We start from the raw sequence: 16,188 nt of genomic DNA on the forward strand, positions 1-16,188 counted from the left end.
GGCGGCTAGATGGGCGGGAAACCGTGCCGCATCAAGCCTGTGGGCCGAGAGGATTTCTAATAGCGGCGGTGGAGGTCAGCCTGGTTCGGCCAGCAGGGCGTCGATCAGGGCGTGGGCCTCGGGGCTGTTCCAGTCGGCCTCGCCCGAGAAGGACGCGCGGATACGGCCCTGGCGGTCCAGCAGGATGGTCTGGGGCATCTTGCCCTTGCCCGGAAACTCGAACGGCAGCTGGAATTTCGGGTCGCTGTAGAGGGGCAGGGGTTCATGAACGTCGATGAAGGAGGTGGCGTCGGCGATCTTGTCGGCGCCGGTGTCGACATTGATGGGCAGGACCACCAGCGGCCTGTCGGCATAGGTGGTGGCGAGCGCGGCGATGGTCGGCATCTCGGTGCGGCAAGGCGCGCACCACATGGCCCACAGATTGACCAGGACCACCTTGCCCCGGAAGTCGGCGAAGGTGGTGTCGGCACCGTCGCGGGTCTTGAAGACATAGGCGGGGGCGGCAGGGATGGCGGCGGGCGTCTCCAGCCGGGCCAGGGATCCGGTGGCGAAACGGGCGAGGTCGCTTTTGGGGGCGACCTGAGGCGGCGCGGAAACTTTGGCGACGACGTCCGGCTTGGCGTATAGGAACGCGCCGCCGCCGATCGCCGCGATCAGCAACACCCCCGCAACCACGCCTATCGCCGTCTTCGAGCCGCTCATGACCGACAACACCACCCCGGAAGAAACGACTAAGGCGGAACAGAAGCCCGCCGGTCAAGACATGTGGGGCGGGCGCTTTTCGTCGCGCCCCGCCGACATCATGCAGGCCATCAATGTCTCCATCGGCGTGGACAGGCGCCTGTGGGCCCAGGACCTGGCCGGATCGCGGGCCCATTGCCGCATGCTGATCGCGCAGAAGATCATCCGCGCGGACGACGGCGCGGCGATCCTGTCAGGGCTCGATACCATTCAGGGCGAGATCGAGGGCGGGTCGTTTCCGTTCCGCGACGCCTTCGAGGACATCCACATGAATGTGGAGGCGCGGCTGTCCGAGCTGATCGGCGAGCCGTCGGGGCGGCTGCATACGGCGCGAAGCAGGAACGACCAGGTGGCGACCGATTTCCGCCTGTGGGTCCGCGACGCCTGCGACCGGACGGGGCATCAGCTGGCGGCCTTGCAGAAGGCGCTGCTGGCGCGGGCCGAACAACATGCGGGCGACCTGATGCCGGGCTTCACCCATCTGCAGACGGCCCAGCCGGTGACCTTCGGGCATCATCTGATGGCCTATGTCGAGATGTTCGGGCGCGATGCATCGCGGTTCGCCGATGCGCGCAAACGGATGAACGAGAACCCGCTGGGGGCCGCGGCCCTGGCCGGATCGCCCTTCCCCATCGATCGTCATGCGACGGCGGCCGAGCTGGGGTTCGACCGGCCGATGGCGAACTCGCTGGACGCCGTGTCCGATCGGGATTTCGCGCTGGAGAGCCTGGCCGCTGCCTCGATCACGGCCGGGCATCTGTCGCGGCTGGCCGAAGAGATCGTGGTGTGGATGACGCCGATGTTCGGCTTCGCGTCGCTTCCCGACGATCTGACCACCGGCTCCTCGATCATGCCGCAGAAGAGGAACCCCGACGCCGCCGAACTGGTCCGGGCCAAGACCGGGCGGATCATCGGCGCGTTCGTGGCCCTGTCGACCGTGATGAAGGGTCTGCCGCTCGCCTATTCCAAGGACATGCAGGAGGACAAGCCGCCGGTGTTCGAGGCGTTCGACGCTCTGGATCTGGCCCTGACGGCCATGACGGCCATGGTCACGGCGATCGTGCCGAACACGCAGCGGATGGCCGCGGCGGCCGGGGCGGGGTTCTCGACCGCGACCGATCTGGCCGACTGGCTGGTGCGCGAGATCGACCTGCCGTTCCGCCGGGCGCACCACGTCACGGGCGCGGCGGTGAAGGTGGCGGAAGGCAAAGGCGTGGGTCTGGCGCAACTGTCGCTCGCCGAATTGCAGAGCCTTGAACCCGGCATCACCGAGGCGGTTTACAAGGTGCTCTCTCCCGAGGCCTCCTGCGCCAGCCGCCAGAGTTTCGGGGGAACCGCGCCGGAACAGGTCCGCGCGCGCATCGCCGATTGGAAGACGCGCCTATGAAAAAGATCCTCGTCACGGGCGTCGCCGCCCTGATCGCCGTGTCCGCATCGGCCTGTGGTCGCATGGCCGACCTCGAAGCCCCGGCCCCGCGCGAGAGCGAACGCGCGCCGCGCGACGCCTGGGCCCGCGACCTGCCCGACCCCGCCACCGTCAACCGCCCCTCCAGCCAGGTTCCGATCGACGGGGGGCCGACCAATCCGCTCGGCGGGCCGGCGGCCGCGCGACCGCAGTAGCCTTCTCCTCCCCGTTCCGCAGGAATGGGGAGTGGCGCGGCCCGGTCTGTCCGATCCGATAGCCGTCAGCCCTAACTCCACACACCGTGTCGCCCCCTCCGTCTCGTCGGCCAAGCGGCCTTCCGATCCACCTCCCCATCCGCCAAGCGGCGGACGGGGAGGAGAACCAACCCCGGACCCAGACCTTGCACCATTTCGATCTGAAGGACGGCGCGTTGTACGCCGAGGGCGTCGCGCTTGAGGGGCTGGCGGATCAGGTCGGGACCCCCGCCTATGTCTATTCGACCGCGACCTTGGAGCGGCACTATCAGGTGTTGCGTGGGGCGGCCGATGCGCATCGCGGTGCCCTGGGGGACGCCCTGATCGCGTTCGCGGTCAAGGCCAACTCCAACCTGTCGGTGCTGGCGACCCTGGCGAAGCTGGGCTGCGGTGCCGATACGGTGTCGGAGGGCGAGATCCGGCGCGCGCTCAGGGCCGGGGTTCCGGCCGACAGGATCATCTTCTCCGGCGTGGGCAAGACCGATACCGAACTGGCCTTCGCCATCGAGGCGGGGGTGCGCCAGATCAATGTCGAGAGCCCGGCCGAGCTGGACCGGCTGATCGCTATCGCCGAACGCATGGATGCCGTCCCCGAGATCGCCATCCGGGTGAACCCCAAGATCGGGGCCGGAGGTCACGCCAAGATCACGACCGGCGGCGAGGGCGACAAGTTCGGCGTCCCCGCCGACGAGGCCATGGACCTCTATGTCCGCGCCGCCGCCTCGCCCCATGTGACGCCGGTGGGCCTCGCCTGTCACATCGGCAGCCAGATCACCGACCTGGCCCCGCTGGAGGCCGCGTTCAAACTGTTGCGGTCGATGACCGAGCAGCTGCGCGCGCGCGGGCAGACCGTGACCCGGCTCGACCTCGGCGGAGGCCTCGGCGTCCCCTATGTCGGGGGTGCGCCGACCGCGTCCCCGGCCGACTATATGGCCATGGCGGCACGGGTGCTGGACGGGCTCGGCGTCGAGGCGGCCTTCGAGCCGGGGCGGCTGCTGGCGGCCAATGCGGGCGTGCTGCTGAGCCGGGTGATCCAGGTGACCGAACGGGCCGATGGACGGCGCTTCCTGGTGCTGGATGCGGCGATGAACGACCTGATTCGGCCCGCCATGTACGACAGTTTCCACGAGGTTCAGCCGGTCCGGCCACGACCGCTGGGCGGGCACAACGCCCCGACCGCCTATGACATCGTCGGGCCCATCTGCGAGACCGGCGACACCTTCGCGCGCGGTCGCGACCTGCCGCCGTTACAGGCGGGGGATCTGGTGGTGTTCACTGGGGCCGGGGCATACGGCGCGGTGATGTCCAGCGAATACAACACCCGGCCGCTGGTGGCCGAGGTCATGGTCGACGGCGACCGCTGGGCCCTCATCCGCCCCCGCCCCACCTATGACGAGATGCTGGCCCGCGAACCGATGGCGGAGTGGTTGTAGCGCCAGCAAAGGTCCGCTCATCCCGGCGAAAGCCGGGAGGAGCGGGTCAGGACAGAAACCTAAGCTCAGGCCCCCGGCGTGCGCATCGCCTGATCGGCGGGGACGCCGGCGGTGACGGGGCGGGGCGCGCCGGCGGTCTCGCCCGGCTTCATGAACTTGACCAGGACGCGCTGGCCGATCAGCAGGGGCGCGTCTCCGGCCGAGACGACGACCTCGACCACCCGTTCGTCGGTGCGTTGCGAAGGATCGTCCGAGGCCAGTTTGCGGGCACCGAAGACGGCGGCGCGACGGAGCACGGCGCCGATATAGACCTTGGACGGATCGCCCTCGGGGGTGATCTCGACGGCCTGACCGGTGGCGATGTTGGGGATGTCGCTCTCGACGATCTCTGCGCGGGCGATGCGCGGGGCATCGGGCTCCAGGTCGAACATGGCCGAGACGTTCAGGGTCGAGGCGCCGGCGCCGGGGTTGGCATAGCGGCGGGCGATCCGGCCGTTGGCCGGTGACCGGATGACGGTCAGTTCCTGATTGTACTGGGCCTGGGCCAGCTGGGCGCGGGCGGTCTGGACGGCGGCCGATTGCGAGCCGAGACGGGCCTGGGCGGTGGCGATGGCGTCGCGCGCCTGATCCATCCGGGCCCCGGCGACGAAGTTTGTGGCGACCAGCTTCTCGAGACGATCGTATTCGCGCTGGGCGGTGTTGATGTCTACGCGGAGCGAGGCCAGCTGGCTCTCGGCCTGAGCGACGGCGGCGCGGCTGGACTGGACGGCGAGGCGGGCTTCGTCGTCCTCCTGGCGGGCCAGGATCTGGCCGGCGACGACACGGTCGCCTTCCTGGACCAGGACTTCGCGGATGATGCCGCCGCGACGGGCCGCGACCTGGATGATGCCGCCCTCGACATCGACCTTGCCGTTGGCGATGGCCGCATAGGGGCTTTCAACCTTGGTGGCGGCGGCCTTCTCGGCCTCGGCCTTCTTCGTCGCGCCAGCCTTCTGGAACATGATGAAGCCGACGACGATGACGAGGATCAGCAGGACGCCGATCCAGGTCCATTTGTTCTTGAGGAAGGCGGGCATGATGTCGGTCCTGATGGATCTTTTTGGGCGGTTCAGTGAGAGGCGAGTACGGCGTTGGGATCGGGAATGCGGCGTTCGTCCGAGGCGATGATCCCGTCCTCGATCTTGATCACCCGGTCGGCCCAGGCCTCGAGGCGCGGGTCGTGGGTCACGCAGATGACGGCGGCTCCGTGTTCGGTGGCGGCGCGGCGCAGCAGCTTGATGACGATCTGGCCGTTCTCGCCGTCCAGCGCCGAGGTCGGTTCGTCGGCGAACAGGATCTTGGGGTCCTTGGCCAGGGCGCGGGCGATGGCGACGCGCTGCTTCTCGCCGCCCGACAGCAGGGACGGGCGCTGGTTCAGCCGGTGACCCAGACCCACCTCGACCAAGGCCTCGGTGGCGCGCTTCCTTGCGGCCCCCGCCGACATGCCCTGGAACTTCAGCACGGTCGTTACCTGTTGCAGGGCGGTCAGGGCCGGGAACAGGTTGAAGCCCTGGAAGATGAAGCCGCAGTGATCCAGGCGGAACTTGTCGATCTTGCCGTTCGACAGCTTCCACAGATCATCGACGTCCAGGCAATCGACGCGGCCCTCCTCGGGCTTGAGCAGGCCGGACAGGGCCGCGATCAGGGTGGACTTGCCCGAGCCGGACGGCCCCATGACCATGGTCAGGTCGCCGTGCCGCGCATCGAAATCGACGCCTTTCAGGACCTCGACGAAGCCCTTGCCGGACTTGAAGCGCTTGACCAGGGCCTTGGCCTCGATGGCGAAATCGCCATGCTTGCCGTGGACTTTCGTGTGCTGGGAAAAATCGGTCATCGCAGCAGGTCCGCCGGTTGGCTCTTCTTAAGGACGCCCATGGACAGCAGGCCCGATACCATGGCGATGATGACCAGCCCCCCGCCGACGACGATCAGCAGGACCGGCGGCAGGGCGATGATCACCGCATTGGCCATGGCCAGCAGGGACACAAGATAGGTCAGGCCGATGGCGGCCATGACCCCCACGATTCCGACCCAGAAGCTGAGCTCCATCACGATCCGGTTCAGCGAGCCCATGCCGACGCCGAGCGCCCGCAGCGAGGCGAACTCCTTGATGTTGGCCAGGATCGCCCCTTGCAGGGTTTGCCAGGTGATGGCGATGCCGATGATGGTGCCCAGCACCACGCAGCCGCCGATGATGATCACAAGGATGCCTTCCTCGAACATGGCGCCGGCGTTGGCGTCGGCCAGTTCCTGGCGCGTCCAGGCCTTCCACTTGCCGTCGCCCATCTGGTTCAGCTGACCGGCGACGACCTGGGCGCGGGCCGGATCGCGCAGCTTGATCATCAGGGGGCCGACGCGGGGTCCGGTATCGGCCTGACCCAGCATCCGCAGGGTGTCGCGCGACATCACGATGTTGGACTGCATCATGTTGGGATAGCCGCGCAGGATGGCGACGACCGTCACCGTCTGGCCGTTGTACATGGCCTTGTCGCCCAGTTTGACGCCCAAGGGCTTCAGCGCCGTCTCGTCGATCGCAACCGTATAGGGCTGGCGCAGGGCGTCGATCAGGTCCTGGGAATAGTCGGTCGGAATGGTCACCGCGCCCGGGGTGGTGTCGATGATCGAGGCTTGGACGAACTGCTGGCGCGGGGCGCCCTGTTTGGCGCGGTCGGCCTGGCTCATCGTCGGATCGATGTCCTTGATCGACTGGAACGAGCCGCCGGCTCCGTCCAGCGGCTGAACCTCGACCACGTCGGGATGGTTGTAGGCGAGCGGGATGAACCGGCGCGGCACGCCCGAGGGTCCGCCCATCAGCGACTTGGCGCCGGGCTGCATGATGATGATGTCGGCGCTCGACCGCTCGATCGTGGCGGTAAAGCCCTTGCCGATGCCGATGAAGACACCGGTCATGGCCAGGACCAGCAGGCCGGACAAGGCGAGCGCCATGACGGCGGCCATATAGCGGCGCCACTCATAGAGCAGCGTGGACAGTGCGAGCGACAAGATGTTCAACCCCGAGTGTTGGCCCTATCTGACGACGGCGTTCGCCGGGGTCGAGTTAAATCGGGGTAAGGGTTCGAAGGCGGGCATGGACGGGGCCGGACGATGGGGATAGCAATCCGCGTCCCCTTTCGGAGTTCGTTCCAAAATGTCGCTTCGTCTTAACGTCTCGCTTCTTGCGTCGGCCGCGTCCGCCGCCGTCCTGTCCGTCGCCGCCAGCCCCGCCAAGGCTGATGAAGGCATGTGGACCTTCGACAATTTCCCGATCCAGACCGTCAACGACAAATACGGCACCCGCATCGATCAGGCCTGGCTGGACCGGGTCCGCAACGCCGCCGTGCGCCTGAACGGCTGCTCGGCCTCGCTGGTGTCGGGCGAGGGCCTGGTGCTGACCAACCACCACTGCATCGTCCAGTGCGTGCAGGACCTGTCCACGGCCGAGAAGGACTACGTCAAGGACGGCTTCATGGTCGCCACCCGCGCCGAGGAGCGTGAGTGCGTCGGCCAGACCGCCGAGATCCTGACCGACATCACCGACGTGACCGACCAGGTGCTGGCGGCCGGTGCGGGCCTGGAAGGCGCCGCCTTCGTCCAGGCCCGGGGCGCCGCGACCACCGCCATTGAGGACGCGGCCTGCACCTCCAAGGAAACCGAGACCTGCCAGGTCATCAGCTTCTATCGGGGCGGTCGCTACGCCCTGTACAAGTTCCGCAAATACGAGGACGTCCGGCTGGCCTTCGCGCCCGAGTTCCAGGCGGCCTTCTTCGGCGGCGACCCCGACAACTTCAACTTCCCCCGCTACGCCCTGGATGCCGGTTTCCTGCGCATCTACGAGGACGGCAAGCCGGTGGTGACGCCGAACCACCTGACCTGGAATCCGGCTCCGCCCAAGGAAGGCGATCCCGTCTTCGTCGCCGGCAATCCGGGCTCGACCTCGCGCCTGCTGACCATCTCGCAGCTCGAGCGTCTGCGCGACCAGCAGCTGCCCGTCACCCTGATCCAGGGCTCGGAACTGCGCGGCCGGATCCAGGAGTATGCGACGACCTCGGAAGAGGCCAAGCGCGTCTCGGTCGATCCCCTGTTCGGTCTCGAGAACTCCTTCAAGGTCTGGTACGGCCAGCAGGGGGCCCTGACCGACCCCGCTTTCCTCGGCAAGAAGCGCGAGGAAGAGGCCGAGCTGCGCCAGCGCGTCGCCGCCGATCCCGCCATCGCCGCCCGGATCGGCGATCCCTGGGGCGACCTGGAAAAGGTCCAGTCGGCCGCGCGTGACCTGTACCTGCCCTACCGCCAGCTCGAGGCCTCGGCCGGCGGCGGTTCGACCCTGTACAACTATGCCCGCGCCATCGTCCGCACCGCCAAGGAACGGGCCAAGCCCGTCGCCGAGCGCCGCGCCGGTTACACCGACGCCGCCATCGCCCAGACCGGTCGCCGCCTGGCCGAGGTCACCCCGATCGACGCCGGTCTGGAGGAGATCTACCTGACCCACTGGCTGCTGAAGACCCGCGAATACCTGACCGTCGACAACGCCCAGGTGAAGGCCATGCTGGGCAAGGACGCGCCCGCCGCCATCGCCGACCGCGTGGTGACCGGCACGAAGCTGAACGATCCGGCCGAGCGCGCCCGCCTGTTCGCCATGACGCCCGAACAACTGGCCGCCTCGGGCGACCCGTTGATCGCCTTCGTGATGGCCAATGACGACGCGGCCCAGGCCGTCCGCGCCCAGTGGGACTCGGCGGTCAACGGCCCGACCGCCAAGGCCGCCGAGAAGATCGCTCAGGCCCGCTTCGCGGTCTATGGATCGAACCTGTATCCGGACGCGACCTTCTCCCTGCGTCTGTCCTACGGGGCGGTCGAGGGCTGGACCTATCGCGGCGTCACCGTGCCGCCCTTCACCTACATGGGCGGGCTGTACGAGCGGGCCACGGGATCGGAGCCGTTCAACGCCGCCGCCGCCTTCGTCGCCGCCGAGGACAAGGTGAACAAGGAGACCGTCTACGACTTCGTCTCGACCAACGACATCATCGGCGGCAACTCGGGCTCGCCCGTGATCAACGCGGCCGGCGAAGTCATCGGCGCGGCCTTCGACGGCAACATCCACTCGCTGGGCGGGTCGTACGGCTATGACGGCACGCTGAATCGCACGGTGACGGTCTCCACCGCCGCCATCACCGAGGCGCTGCGCAACATCTATGATCAGCCGCGTCTGCTGGCCGAGCTGGGGGTGCGCTAATCTTCCTTCTCCCCTTGCGGGAGAAGGTGGCGCGCGAAGCGTGACGGATGAGGGGTCGCACCGGTCTTGCCGGTCGGCCCCTTTGTCTTTCATGGTGCGCGCCTAGATCACGTCCTCGTCGGCGTGACCCCTCATCCGTCAGCCTTCGGCTGCCACCTTCTCCCGCAAGGGGAGAAGGGAAGGAGTATTCGATGCGTCTCACCCTCTCCGCCTCCCTCGCCGTCCTCGCCTTCGCCGCCGCGTCCTCGGCCAGCGCCGAAGAGGGCATGTGGACCTTCGACAACTTCCCGATCGCGCAGGCCAACGCCACGCTCGGCACGACGATCGATCAGGCCTTCCTCGACCGGGTGCGGCTGTCGTCGGTGCGGTTCGGGGGGTGTTCGGCGGGGATCGTGTCGGACGCCGGTCTGGTCATGACCAACAACCACTGCGTCGCGACCTGCGTGGCCAATCTGTCGACGCAGGCGGTCAACTACGCCGAGACCGGTTTCACCCCGAAAGCGCGCGACGAAGAGGTCAAATGCCCGGGCGCGACCGCCGAGGTCCTGACCGACATCGCCGACGTGACGGAGCGGATGCACAAGGCCGGCGAAGGCCTGTCGGGGTCCGCCTTCACCCGTTCCCGCGACGCCGAGGCCGGGCGGATCGAGAGCGAGGCCTGTGGGCCTGCCACCGACAAACGGTGCCAGGTCGTCAGCCTGTACCGGGGCGGTCAGTTCAAGCTCTATACCTATCGCAAATATAGCGACGTCCGCCTGGCCTTTGCACCCGAGGACCGGGCCGCGACCTTCGGTGGCGATCTGGACAACTTCTCCTTCCCGCGCTTCGCCATCGATGCGGCCTTCATCCGGCTGTACGAGAACGACGCCCCCGCTTCGACCCCGACCCATTTCGTCTGGAAGGCCGACAAGCCGGTCGAGGGCACGCCCGTCTTCGTCTCCGGCAGCCCCGGCGCGACCCAGCGGCTGCTGACCCAGGACCAGCTGATGACGATCCGCGACGTCGTCCTGCCGATGGATCAGTTGATCGCGTCCGAACTGCGCGGCCGGCTGATTCGCTATTCCGAAGAGGGCGAGCGTCAGGTCTTCGAGGCGATGGACCCCATCGTCGGCCTGGAGAACACCTACAAGCGCGGTCTGGGCCGGATGCGGGCGCTGACCGATCCAGGCTTCATGGCGGCCCGGGTCGCCGCCGAGACCGATTTCCGCTCCAAGGCGGGCGATCGGGTCTTCGCCGACCTGTCCGCCATCCAGCCGACCCTGCGCGAACTCTACCCAGCCATGGCGCTGCTGGAAGGCGGCACCGGTGTCGGCACCACCCCGGTCGCGGGCGGATCACAGCTGTTCGCCTGGGCGCGGACCATCGTGCGCGGAGCCCAGGAACGGGCCAAACCCTCGGCCGAGCGCCTGCCTGAGTTCGGCGACGCGCGCCTGTCGGCGGCCCAGACCGCGCTGTTCGCCAACCGGCCGGTCTATCCGGGGCTGGAACAGGTCCGGATGGAATGGTGGCTGTCGAAGACCCGAGAATGGCTGACCGTCGACCACCCCTATATCCCCGCCCTGCTGGGCAAGGAATCGCCTGAGCAGCGGTCGGCGCGCCTGATCGAGGGCACGAAACTGGCCGATCCCGCGGTGCGTCGCGCGCTGTGGGAGGGCGGTCTGTCCGCCGTCGAGGCGTCGGACGATCCGCTGATCCAGTATCTGCTGGCGGTCCAGGAGCCGACCCGTGCCGTTCGCACCGAATGGGAGGAGAAGGTCCAGGCCCCGACCGACCGCGCTTCCGAACAGCTCGCCGCCGCACGTTTCGCGGCCTATGGCGACGCGGTCTATCCGGATGCGACCGGGACGCTGCGGCTGACCTACGGACTGATCGAGGGCTCGGACGTGCCCGGTCAGCGCTGGGGGCCCTTCACCACCTTCGCCGGCCTGTGGGACCGGGCCACCGGCGCTCCGCCGTTCGATGTCGCGCCGAAGCTGCTGGCCGCGAAGGACCGGATCGCGGGCGACACCGTGATCAACATGACCGTCTCGTCCGACACCATCGGCGGCTCGTCGGGCTCGCCCGTGGTCACGGCGGCGGGCGAGATCGTCGGCGCGAACTTCGATTCCACCGTCCTGACCCAGAGGAACGCCTACGGCTATGACCGCAACGTCAACCGCAGCGTGATCGTCACGACCGGCGCGGTGACCACGGCGCTCCGCGACGTCTACGGCATGGACGGGCTGGTGGCGGAGCTGGGCGTCCGGTGAGCCTCGGCCTGCGTCCCGCGACAGCCGAGGACATCCCGGCGCTCCACGCCCTGATCGAGCGCGGGTATCGCGGCGAGTCGGCCAAGAAGGGCTGGACCCACGAGGCGGACCTGCTGGGCGGCCAGAGAACCAGTGCGGAGGAACTGTCCGGCATCGTCGCCGACCCGGACCAGGTGATCCTGCTGGCCCTGTCCGGCGGCGTCCTGATCGGCTGCGTGCGGGTGATGCGGCAGGGAGACGGATCGGCGTATCTGGGGATGCTGACCGTCGATCCGGTGCGTCAGGCGGGGGGCATGGGCCGCACCCTGCTGGAGGCCGCCGAAGCCGAGGCGCGAACCCGGTTCGGCGTCGGCCGGATGGAGATGACGGTGATCTCGACCCGATCGGAGCTGATCGCCTGGTATGAACGGCGCGGCTATCGCCTGACCGGCCGGACCGCGCCCTTTCCCGCCGAGGTTCAGAACTTCGGTGACCTGCCGCCCCAAACGCTGGAGTTTGTGGTCATGGACAGGGCCCTATAGGGGCTCGAACGACTTTTCCTCGGGCGGATTCAGCTGGGTCTTGGCCTTGGCGAAATACTGCCAGCCGGTCCACAGGGTGACAATCGCCGCAGCCCAGATCAGGTAGTCGGCGAACTGCTGGAACCACACCAGATAGTCGAAGTCCCAGCCGAAACCGTCCCAGTTGCGGGCCAGCAGTTGCGCGCCCAGGGCCACCAGTTGGAGGGTCGTCTTCCACTTGGCCAGCAGGGTGACCTCCAGCTTGACCTTGCCGGCCGTGGTCTCGCGCAGGGCCGAAACCGCGAACTCCCGGAACAGGATCAGGCCGCAGGGAATGGCGATCTGGGGCACGCTGCCGCTGGTCAGAACGCCCAGGATGGCTCCGGTGACCAGGATCTTGTCGGCGATCGGATCCAGGATCGCGCCCCACCGGGTCGTGGCATTCCAGCGCCGGGCCAGATAGCCGTCGATCCAGTCGGTCGAGGCCGCCACCACGAAGATCCAGAACGCCGCCCGGTACAGGCCGAACTGATCCTCCGGGCTCAGATAGGCCGACAGATAGGGCAAGCCCCCCGTCGCGCCCGCCAGGATCAGGAACATCACCACCCCGGCGACCAGACGCAGGCCGGTCAGGATGTTGGGGATGGGGTTGGCGTGGGGATTGGGGTTCATGTGTTCGGTCCGGGCGAGGCTTCCAGCAATGAAGCCAGCAAGGGGTGAAGCTGTTCCGCGAACGGATTGGCAATCGTCACGCCGCGATAAAGGAAGCCTTCGTGCATGTCTTCGGAAAGCAGCAGATGACACCCGGCTTCTGCGGCCGTGCAGAGGATCAGAGCGTCCCAGATCTGAAATTCATGCTCGTGGGCCAACCGAAGGGCGGCGGAGAAGGTCGCTGGCGTATAGGTCGCCAGATCCAGGGCCTGAATCCATTCATCAACGACGTCTGCGGCTTCGGCGCGCGACCGACGATCCTTCCGGGTGAGCACGTTGAACAGTTCTCCGGCGACCTGACTCGGAAGAACGACATCGACGGCGTCCATGGCGGCCATGATCCGGTTGGCCCGGTCGCGCCGTTCGACGTCATTCACCCCGGCGGCGTAGGCGAGGACATTCGTGTCGAGCGCGACCTTCACTCGTAGCCGTCGTCACGCGTGACGCGGCCGAGGTTCCGTGCGGGTTCCCGCGCCAGCCGCTCAAGCAGGGCCCGCATCCGGCGATTACGCTCGATACGGTCAGCCTCATCGACTGTCATCGGAACAAACTTTGCGACCGGCTTGCCACGCGAGGTCACGATATAGGTCTCGCCGCCCGCGACCTCGTTCAGGACGCGCGAGAACTCGCGGTTGGCGTCGGTAGCGGAGATGGAGCGTTCCATCCCGCGAATGTAGTGCATCTCACTACTTTCGGCAAACCTAGCCGAGCGGCTCGAACCTCGGCTTGTCGGTCAGGGCGCGCAGGACGCCGTCGGCGATGCCGAAATGCAGACCGGTCAGTGTCAGTTCACCCGCCGCCTCGCGCTCGGCGATCCAGGGGAAGCTGCGCAGGTTCTGGAGCGACAGACGCACCACGGCCTCTTCGGTCGCCTGTTCGACGTCGTCGGGCTCGACCACCTGGGCGACGGCGCGGACGGCTGGCGTGCCTTGCGCGATCCAGGGGGCGACGAAATCCTGGCAGGTGTCGGGAGCCCCGGCCCGCATGGCCGCGACGCCGCCGCAGTGGGCATGGCCCATGACCACGATGCGCGACACGCCCAGAACCTTGACCCCGAACTCCAGCGCCGCCGAGACCCCGTGCAACTGCCCGTCCGGCTCATAAGGCGGCACCAGGTTGGCCACGTTGCGCACCACGAACAGCTCGCCCGGCGCCGAATCGAAGATCAGCGCCGGATCGGCCCGGCTGTCGGAACAGGCCACGATCAATGTGTGCGGCTTCTGGCCCTTCGCGGCCAGGGTCTCGTACTCGGCGCGCGCGGCGGGCCAGTGATCGGCGCGGAACCGGCGGTAACCGGCGGTCAGTTCGTCGGGGGTGTCGGTCATGGCGCTCCTATAGGCAGTCGAGGGTGGCCTTGTCAGGCCCCGCGTGGCGTCTTGTCGATCAGCACGGCCTGCTGCCACCGGCTCGGGGCCTTGTCGGTGCGGTGGATGCAGCCGGCCCAGCAGCAGGGGCGCTTCTTGCCTTCCAGCAGTTCCTCGACCGTCCGGCCGATCCGCCGCTCGCGCGTCTTCGCCTGTTTCGCGTCGTCCACCCAGCAGATGAACTCGTTGCGGCCCAGCGGCGTCAGGCCCTGCCAGAGGGCGAGCACGGCCTCGTCCGACTGCACGGCGGCTTGCAGGTCAGGCCGGGCCTGATGAACTGTGCCCTGTGCGAACTCGCTCATTCCGAAACCTCCGGGATGCCCCAGCCTAACCCTGGGCCTGCGGATGGAAAAAGCCATAGATGCGTTCGGCCATCGCCCGGTTGATGCCCTCGACCTTTTCCAGATCGACGACGGCGGCGCGCCCCACGCCCTTGGCCGAGCCGAAGGCGTGCAGCAGGGCCTTCTTGCGACCCGGTCCGACGCCCTCGATTTCATCCAGCGGGTTCTTCTTGATGTCCATCGATCGGCGGGTCCGGTGGGCCCCGTTGGCGAAGCGGTGCGCCTCGTCGCGCAGCCGCTGGATGTAATAGAGGGCAGGGGACTTGAGCGGCAGCATGAAGGGCGGTCTGCCGGGCACGAAGAACCGCTCCATCCCGGCATCGCGATCCGGGCCCTTGGCCACGCCGACGGCGAGGATGTCGTCCAGACCCAGATCGGCCAGCACCGCCTGCACCTCGGCCAGCTGTCCCGCGCCGCCGTCGATCAGAAGCAGGTCGGGGCGAACCACCTCCTCGACGCCTTCCTCCTCGTCCTTGACCAGCCGGCCGAAGCGGCGACGCATGACCTCGCGCATCATGCCGTAGTCGTCGCCGGGGGTCAGGTCGGTGCCCCGGATGTTGAACTTGCGGTACTGCGATTTCTGGAAGCCCTCGGGTCCGGCCACGATCATGCCGCCGACCGCATTGGTCCCCTGGATGTGGGCGTTGTCGTAAACCTCGATCCGCTCGGGCGTCCCCTCCAGCCCGAAGGCTTCGCAGACCTCCGACAGGATCTTACCCTGGGCGGAGCTTTCGGCCATCTTGCGACCCAGGGCCTCGCGGGCGTTGGTCAGGGCGTGATCGACGAGCGAGGTCTTGTCGCCGCGCAGGGGGCGTTCGATCGAGACGACACGGCGGCCGTCCGTCGTCTTGGCCTTCATCGAGAAGGCCTCCTCCAGCAGTTCCTTCTCGAACGGCACGACGTTGGACAGGATCAGGCGCGGGACCGGCTTGTCCTCATAGAACTGCCCCAGGAAGGCTGACAGGATCTCCGGGTCGGTGTCGGACCGGTCCACGCGCGGGAAATAGGCCCGGCCGCCCCAGTTCTGGCCGCCGCGATAGAAGAAGACCTGGACGCAGGCCTGACCGGCTTCAGAGAACAGGGCGAAGACATCGGCCTCGGCTACGCTGTCGGCGCTGACCGAGTTCTCCATGGTGATGGCCGACAGGGCGCGGATGCGGTCGCGGACGCGGGCGGCCTGTTCGTAGTCCATGGCCTCGGCGGCCGTCGTCATCTCCTGCGACAGGCGGCCGATCACGGCGCGCGACTTGCCCTTCAGAAAGGCCGAGGCCTCCTCGACCATGCCGGCATAGTCTTCCAGCGAGATCAGGCCGGTGCAGGGTGCCGAGCAGCGCTTGATCTGATGCAGCATGCAGGGCCGCGTCCGGGTCTCGTAGACGCTGTCCGAACACGACCGCAGCAGAAACGCCTTCTGCAAGGTGTTCAGCGTCCGGTTCACCGCCCAGGTCGAGGCGAACGGCCCGAAATAGTCGCCCGGCGTCGTGTGGGCGCCGCGATGCTTCCGCACCTGGGGCGCGCGGTGGTCCTTGCGGATCATCAGTTCGGCGAAGGACTTGTCGTCGCGCAGGACGACGTTGAACCGGGGCTTCAGCTTCTTGATGAAGTTGGATTCCAGCAGCAGCGCTTCGGTCTCCGACGCCGTGACCACCAGCTCCATCGAGCGGGTCAACGAGACCATCAGGCCGATGCGCTGGGTGTGGAACCGCCCCTGTGCGTACTGCAGGATGCGCTTCTTGATCGAGCGGGCCTTGCCGACATACAGGCAGGTCCCGTCCTCGCCGTACATCCGATAGACGCCGGGCTTGTCGGGCGCGCGCCGGGCCTCGTCGCGGATCAGGTCGGCGGCCTTGAGCACGCTTTCGGCGGGCGAATCAGCGGTGACGGCATCGTCGGTCATCGCGGCCAATATAGGCGGCGCAGG

At 67.8% G+C, this 16,188-nt stretch carries 16 protein-coding genes; 6 read left to right on the forward strand and 10 right to left on the reverse strand.

The annotated features are described in order from the left end of the window. Nucleotides 1-75 precede the first annotated feature (75 nt). Nucleotides 76-702 carry a TlpA disulfide reductase family protein gene (locus tag O5K39_RS05210; protein ID WP_271146221.1) on the reverse strand — a complete coding sequence of 209 codons (627 nt, stop codon included), beginning with the start codon at nucleotides 700-702 and terminating at the stop codon, nucleotides 76-78. A gap of 61 nt (nucleotides 703-763) precedes the next feature. Here O5K39_RS05210 and argH point away from each other — a divergent pair, with 61 nt between their 5' ends. The 3 genes from argH (at nucleotide 764) to lysA (ending at nucleotide 3,833) form a co-directional block, all read left to right on the forward strand. Next, nucleotides 764-2,128: an argininosuccinate lyase gene (gene argH, locus O5K39_RS05215; protein WP_271147105.1), complete on the forward strand. Its 1,365-nt coding sequence runs from the start codon at nucleotides 764-766 to the stop codon at nucleotides 2,126-2,128. Next, the gene (locus O5K39_RS05220; protein WP_271146222.1) at nucleotides 2,125-2,361 is read left to right on the forward strand and encodes a hypothetical protein; all 237 of its coding nucleotides are present in this window, start codon (nucleotides 2,125-2,127) and stop codon (nucleotides 2,359-2,361) included. Before argH ends, O5K39_RS05220 begins: the two co-directional genes overlap by 4 nt. Before the next feature lie 185 nt (nucleotides 2,362-2,546). After that, complete coding sequence (lysA, locus tag O5K39_RS05225; RefSeq protein ID WP_271146223.1) at nucleotides 2,547-3,833, forward strand: diaminopimelate decarboxylase; 1,287 nt, start codon at nucleotides 2,547-2,549, stop codon at nucleotides 3,831-3,833. 65 nt (nucleotides 3,834-3,898) lie between these two features. Here lysA and O5K39_RS05230 read toward each other — a convergent pair whose 3' ends face one another. The 3 genes from O5K39_RS05230 to O5K39_RS05240 are packed head-to-tail and all read right to left on the reverse strand — an operon-like array spanning nucleotide 3,899 to nucleotide 6,875. Next, the gene (locus O5K39_RS05230) at nucleotides 3,899-4,909 is read right to left on the reverse strand and encodes a biotin/lipoyl-binding protein (RefSeq protein WP_271146224.1); all 1,011 of its coding nucleotides are present in this window, start codon (nucleotides 4,907-4,909) and stop codon (nucleotides 3,899-3,901) included. Nucleotides 4,910-4,941: 32 nt separating this feature from the next. Next, nucleotides 4,942-5,706, reverse strand: a complete 765-nt coding sequence (locus tag O5K39_RS05235) for an ABC transporter ATP-binding protein (protein WP_271146225.1) — start codon at nucleotides 5,704-5,706, stop codon at nucleotides 4,942-4,944. Beyond that, on the reverse strand, nucleotides 5,703-6,875 hold the full coding sequence (locus tag O5K39_RS05240) for an ABC transporter permease (protein ID WP_271146226.1): 1,173 nt from the start codon (nucleotides 6,873-6,875) through the stop codon (nucleotides 5,703-5,705). The genes O5K39_RS05235 and O5K39_RS05240 overlap by 4 nt, the downstream gene beginning before the upstream one ends. 145 nt (nucleotides 6,876-7,020) lie before the next feature. On the opposite strand from O5K39_RS05240, the gene O5K39_RS05245 reads away from it, so the two are divergent. The 3 genes from O5K39_RS05245 to O5K39_RS05255 all read left to right on the forward strand — a co-directional run bounded on the left by O5K39_RS05245 (nucleotide 7,021) and on the right by O5K39_RS05255 (nucleotide 11,872). Then, nucleotides 7,021-9,102, forward strand: a complete 2,082-nt coding sequence (locus tag O5K39_RS05245; protein ID WP_271146227.1) for a S46 family peptidase — start codon at nucleotides 7,021-7,023, stop codon at nucleotides 9,100-9,102. A gap of 191 nt (nucleotides 9,103-9,293) precedes the next feature. Continuing rightward, the gene (locus tag O5K39_RS05250; RefSeq protein ID WP_271146228.1) at nucleotides 9,294-11,351 is read left to right on the forward strand and encodes a S46 family peptidase; all 2,058 of its coding nucleotides are present in this window, start codon (nucleotides 9,294-9,296) and stop codon (nucleotides 11,349-11,351) included. After that, the gene (locus tag O5K39_RS05255) at nucleotides 11,348-11,872 is read left to right on the forward strand and encodes a GNAT family N-acetyltransferase (RefSeq protein ID WP_271146229.1); all 525 of its coding nucleotides are present in this window, start codon (nucleotides 11,348-11,350) and stop codon (nucleotides 11,870-11,872) included. Before O5K39_RS05250 ends, O5K39_RS05255 begins: the two co-directional genes overlap by 4 nt. Here the strand turns inward: O5K39_RS05255 and pgsA are convergent. From pgsA to uvrC, 6 genes are read right to left on the reverse strand one after another with little or no spacing between them, the layout of a single operon-like run. Then, the gene (gene pgsA, locus O5K39_RS05260) at nucleotides 11,867-12,523 is read right to left on the reverse strand and encodes a CDP-diacylglycerol--glycerol-3-phosphate 3-phosphatidyltransferase (RefSeq protein WP_271146230.1); all 657 of its coding nucleotides are present in this window, start codon (nucleotides 12,521-12,523) and stop codon (nucleotides 11,867-11,869) included. The genes O5K39_RS05255 and pgsA overlap by 6 nt on opposite strands. After that, the gene (locus O5K39_RS05265) at nucleotides 12,520-12,984 is read right to left on the reverse strand and encodes a PIN domain-containing protein (protein ID WP_271146231.1); all 465 of its coding nucleotides are present in this window, start codon (nucleotides 12,982-12,984) and stop codon (nucleotides 12,520-12,522) included. The genes pgsA and O5K39_RS05265 overlap by 4 nt, the downstream gene beginning before the upstream one ends. After that, the gene (locus tag O5K39_RS05270) at nucleotides 12,981-13,244 is read right to left on the reverse strand and encodes a type II toxin-antitoxin system prevent-host-death family antitoxin (protein WP_271146232.1); all 264 of its coding nucleotides are present in this window, start codon (nucleotides 13,242-13,244) and stop codon (nucleotides 12,981-12,983) included. The genes O5K39_RS05265 and O5K39_RS05270 overlap by 4 nt, the downstream gene beginning before the upstream one ends. 19 nt (nucleotides 13,245-13,263) lie before the next feature. Further along, the gene (locus O5K39_RS05275; RefSeq protein ID WP_271146233.1) at nucleotides 13,264-13,887 is read right to left on the reverse strand and encodes a carbonic anhydrase; all 624 of its coding nucleotides are present in this window, start codon (nucleotides 13,885-13,887) and stop codon (nucleotides 13,264-13,266) included. Nucleotides 13,888-13,919: 32 nt separating this feature from the next. After that, nucleotides 13,920-14,228 carry a YdeI/OmpD-associated family protein gene (locus tag O5K39_RS05280; RefSeq protein ID WP_271146234.1) on the reverse strand — a complete coding sequence of 103 codons (309 nt, stop codon included), beginning with the start codon at nucleotides 14,226-14,228 and terminating at the stop codon, nucleotides 13,920-13,922. 25 nt (nucleotides 14,229-14,253) lie between these two features. Further along, nucleotides 14,254-16,164 (reverse strand): excinuclease ABC subunit UvrC, encoded by a 1,911-nt coding sequence (gene uvrC, locus O5K39_RS05285; protein ID WP_271146235.1) that lies wholly within the window; start codon nucleotides 16,162-16,164, stop codon nucleotides 14,254-14,256. Nucleotides 16,165-16,188: the final 24 nt, after the last annotated feature.

It is taken from the genome of Brevundimonas sp. NIBR10 (genome assembly GCF_027912515.1).
Taxonomy (GTDB): Bacteria; Pseudomonadota; Alphaproteobacteria; order Caulobacterales; family Caulobacteraceae; genus Brevundimonas.

Bases quoted from the DNA above. Each gene is read 5' to 3' on its own strand.
- O5K39_RS05210 (WP_271146221.1), bottom strand. From the start codon at position 702: ATGAGCGGCTCGAAGACGGCGATAGGCGTGGTTGCGGGGGTGTTGCTG.
- argH (WP_271147105.1), top strand. From the start codon at position 764: ATGTGGGGCGGGCGCTTTTCGTCGCGCCCCGCCGACATCATGCAGGCC.
- O5K39_RS05220 (WP_271146222.1), top strand. From the start codon at position 2,125: ATGAAAAAGATCCTCGTCACGGGCGTCGCCGCCCTGATCGCCGTGTCC.
- O5K39_RS05230 (WP_271146224.1), bottom strand. From the start codon at position 4,909: ATGCCCGCCTTCCTCAAGAACAAATGGACCTGGATCGGCGTCCTGCTG.
- O5K39_RS05235 (WP_271146225.1), bottom strand. From the start codon at position 5,706: ATGACCGATTTTTCCCAGCACACGAAAGTCCACGGCAAGCATGGCGAT.
- O5K39_RS05245 (WP_271146227.1), top strand. From the start codon at position 7,021: ATGTCGCTTCGTCTTAACGTCTCGCTTCTTGCGTCGGCCGCGTCCGCC.
- O5K39_RS05250 (WP_271146228.1), top strand. From the start codon at position 9,294: ATGCGTCTCACCCTCTCCGCCTCCCTCGCCGTCCTCGCCTTCGCCGCC.
- pgsA (WP_271146230.1), bottom strand. From the start codon at position 12,523: ATGAACCCCAATCCCCACGCCAACCCCATCCCCAACATCCTGACCGGC.
- O5K39_RS05270 (WP_271146232.1), bottom strand. From the start codon at position 13,244: ATGCACTACATTCGCGGGATGGAACGCTCCATCTCCGCTACCGACGCC.
- O5K39_RS05275 (WP_271146233.1), bottom strand. From the start codon at position 13,887: ATGACCGACACCCCCGACGAACTGACCGCCGGTTACCGCCGGTTCCGC.
- O5K39_RS05280 (WP_271146234.1), bottom strand. From the start codon at position 14,228: ATGAGCGAGTTCGCACAGGGCACAGTTCATCAGGCCCGGCCTGACCTG.
- uvrC (WP_271146235.1), bottom strand. From the start codon at position 16,164: ATGACCGACGATGCCGTCACCGCTGATTCGCCCGCCGAAAGCGTGCTC.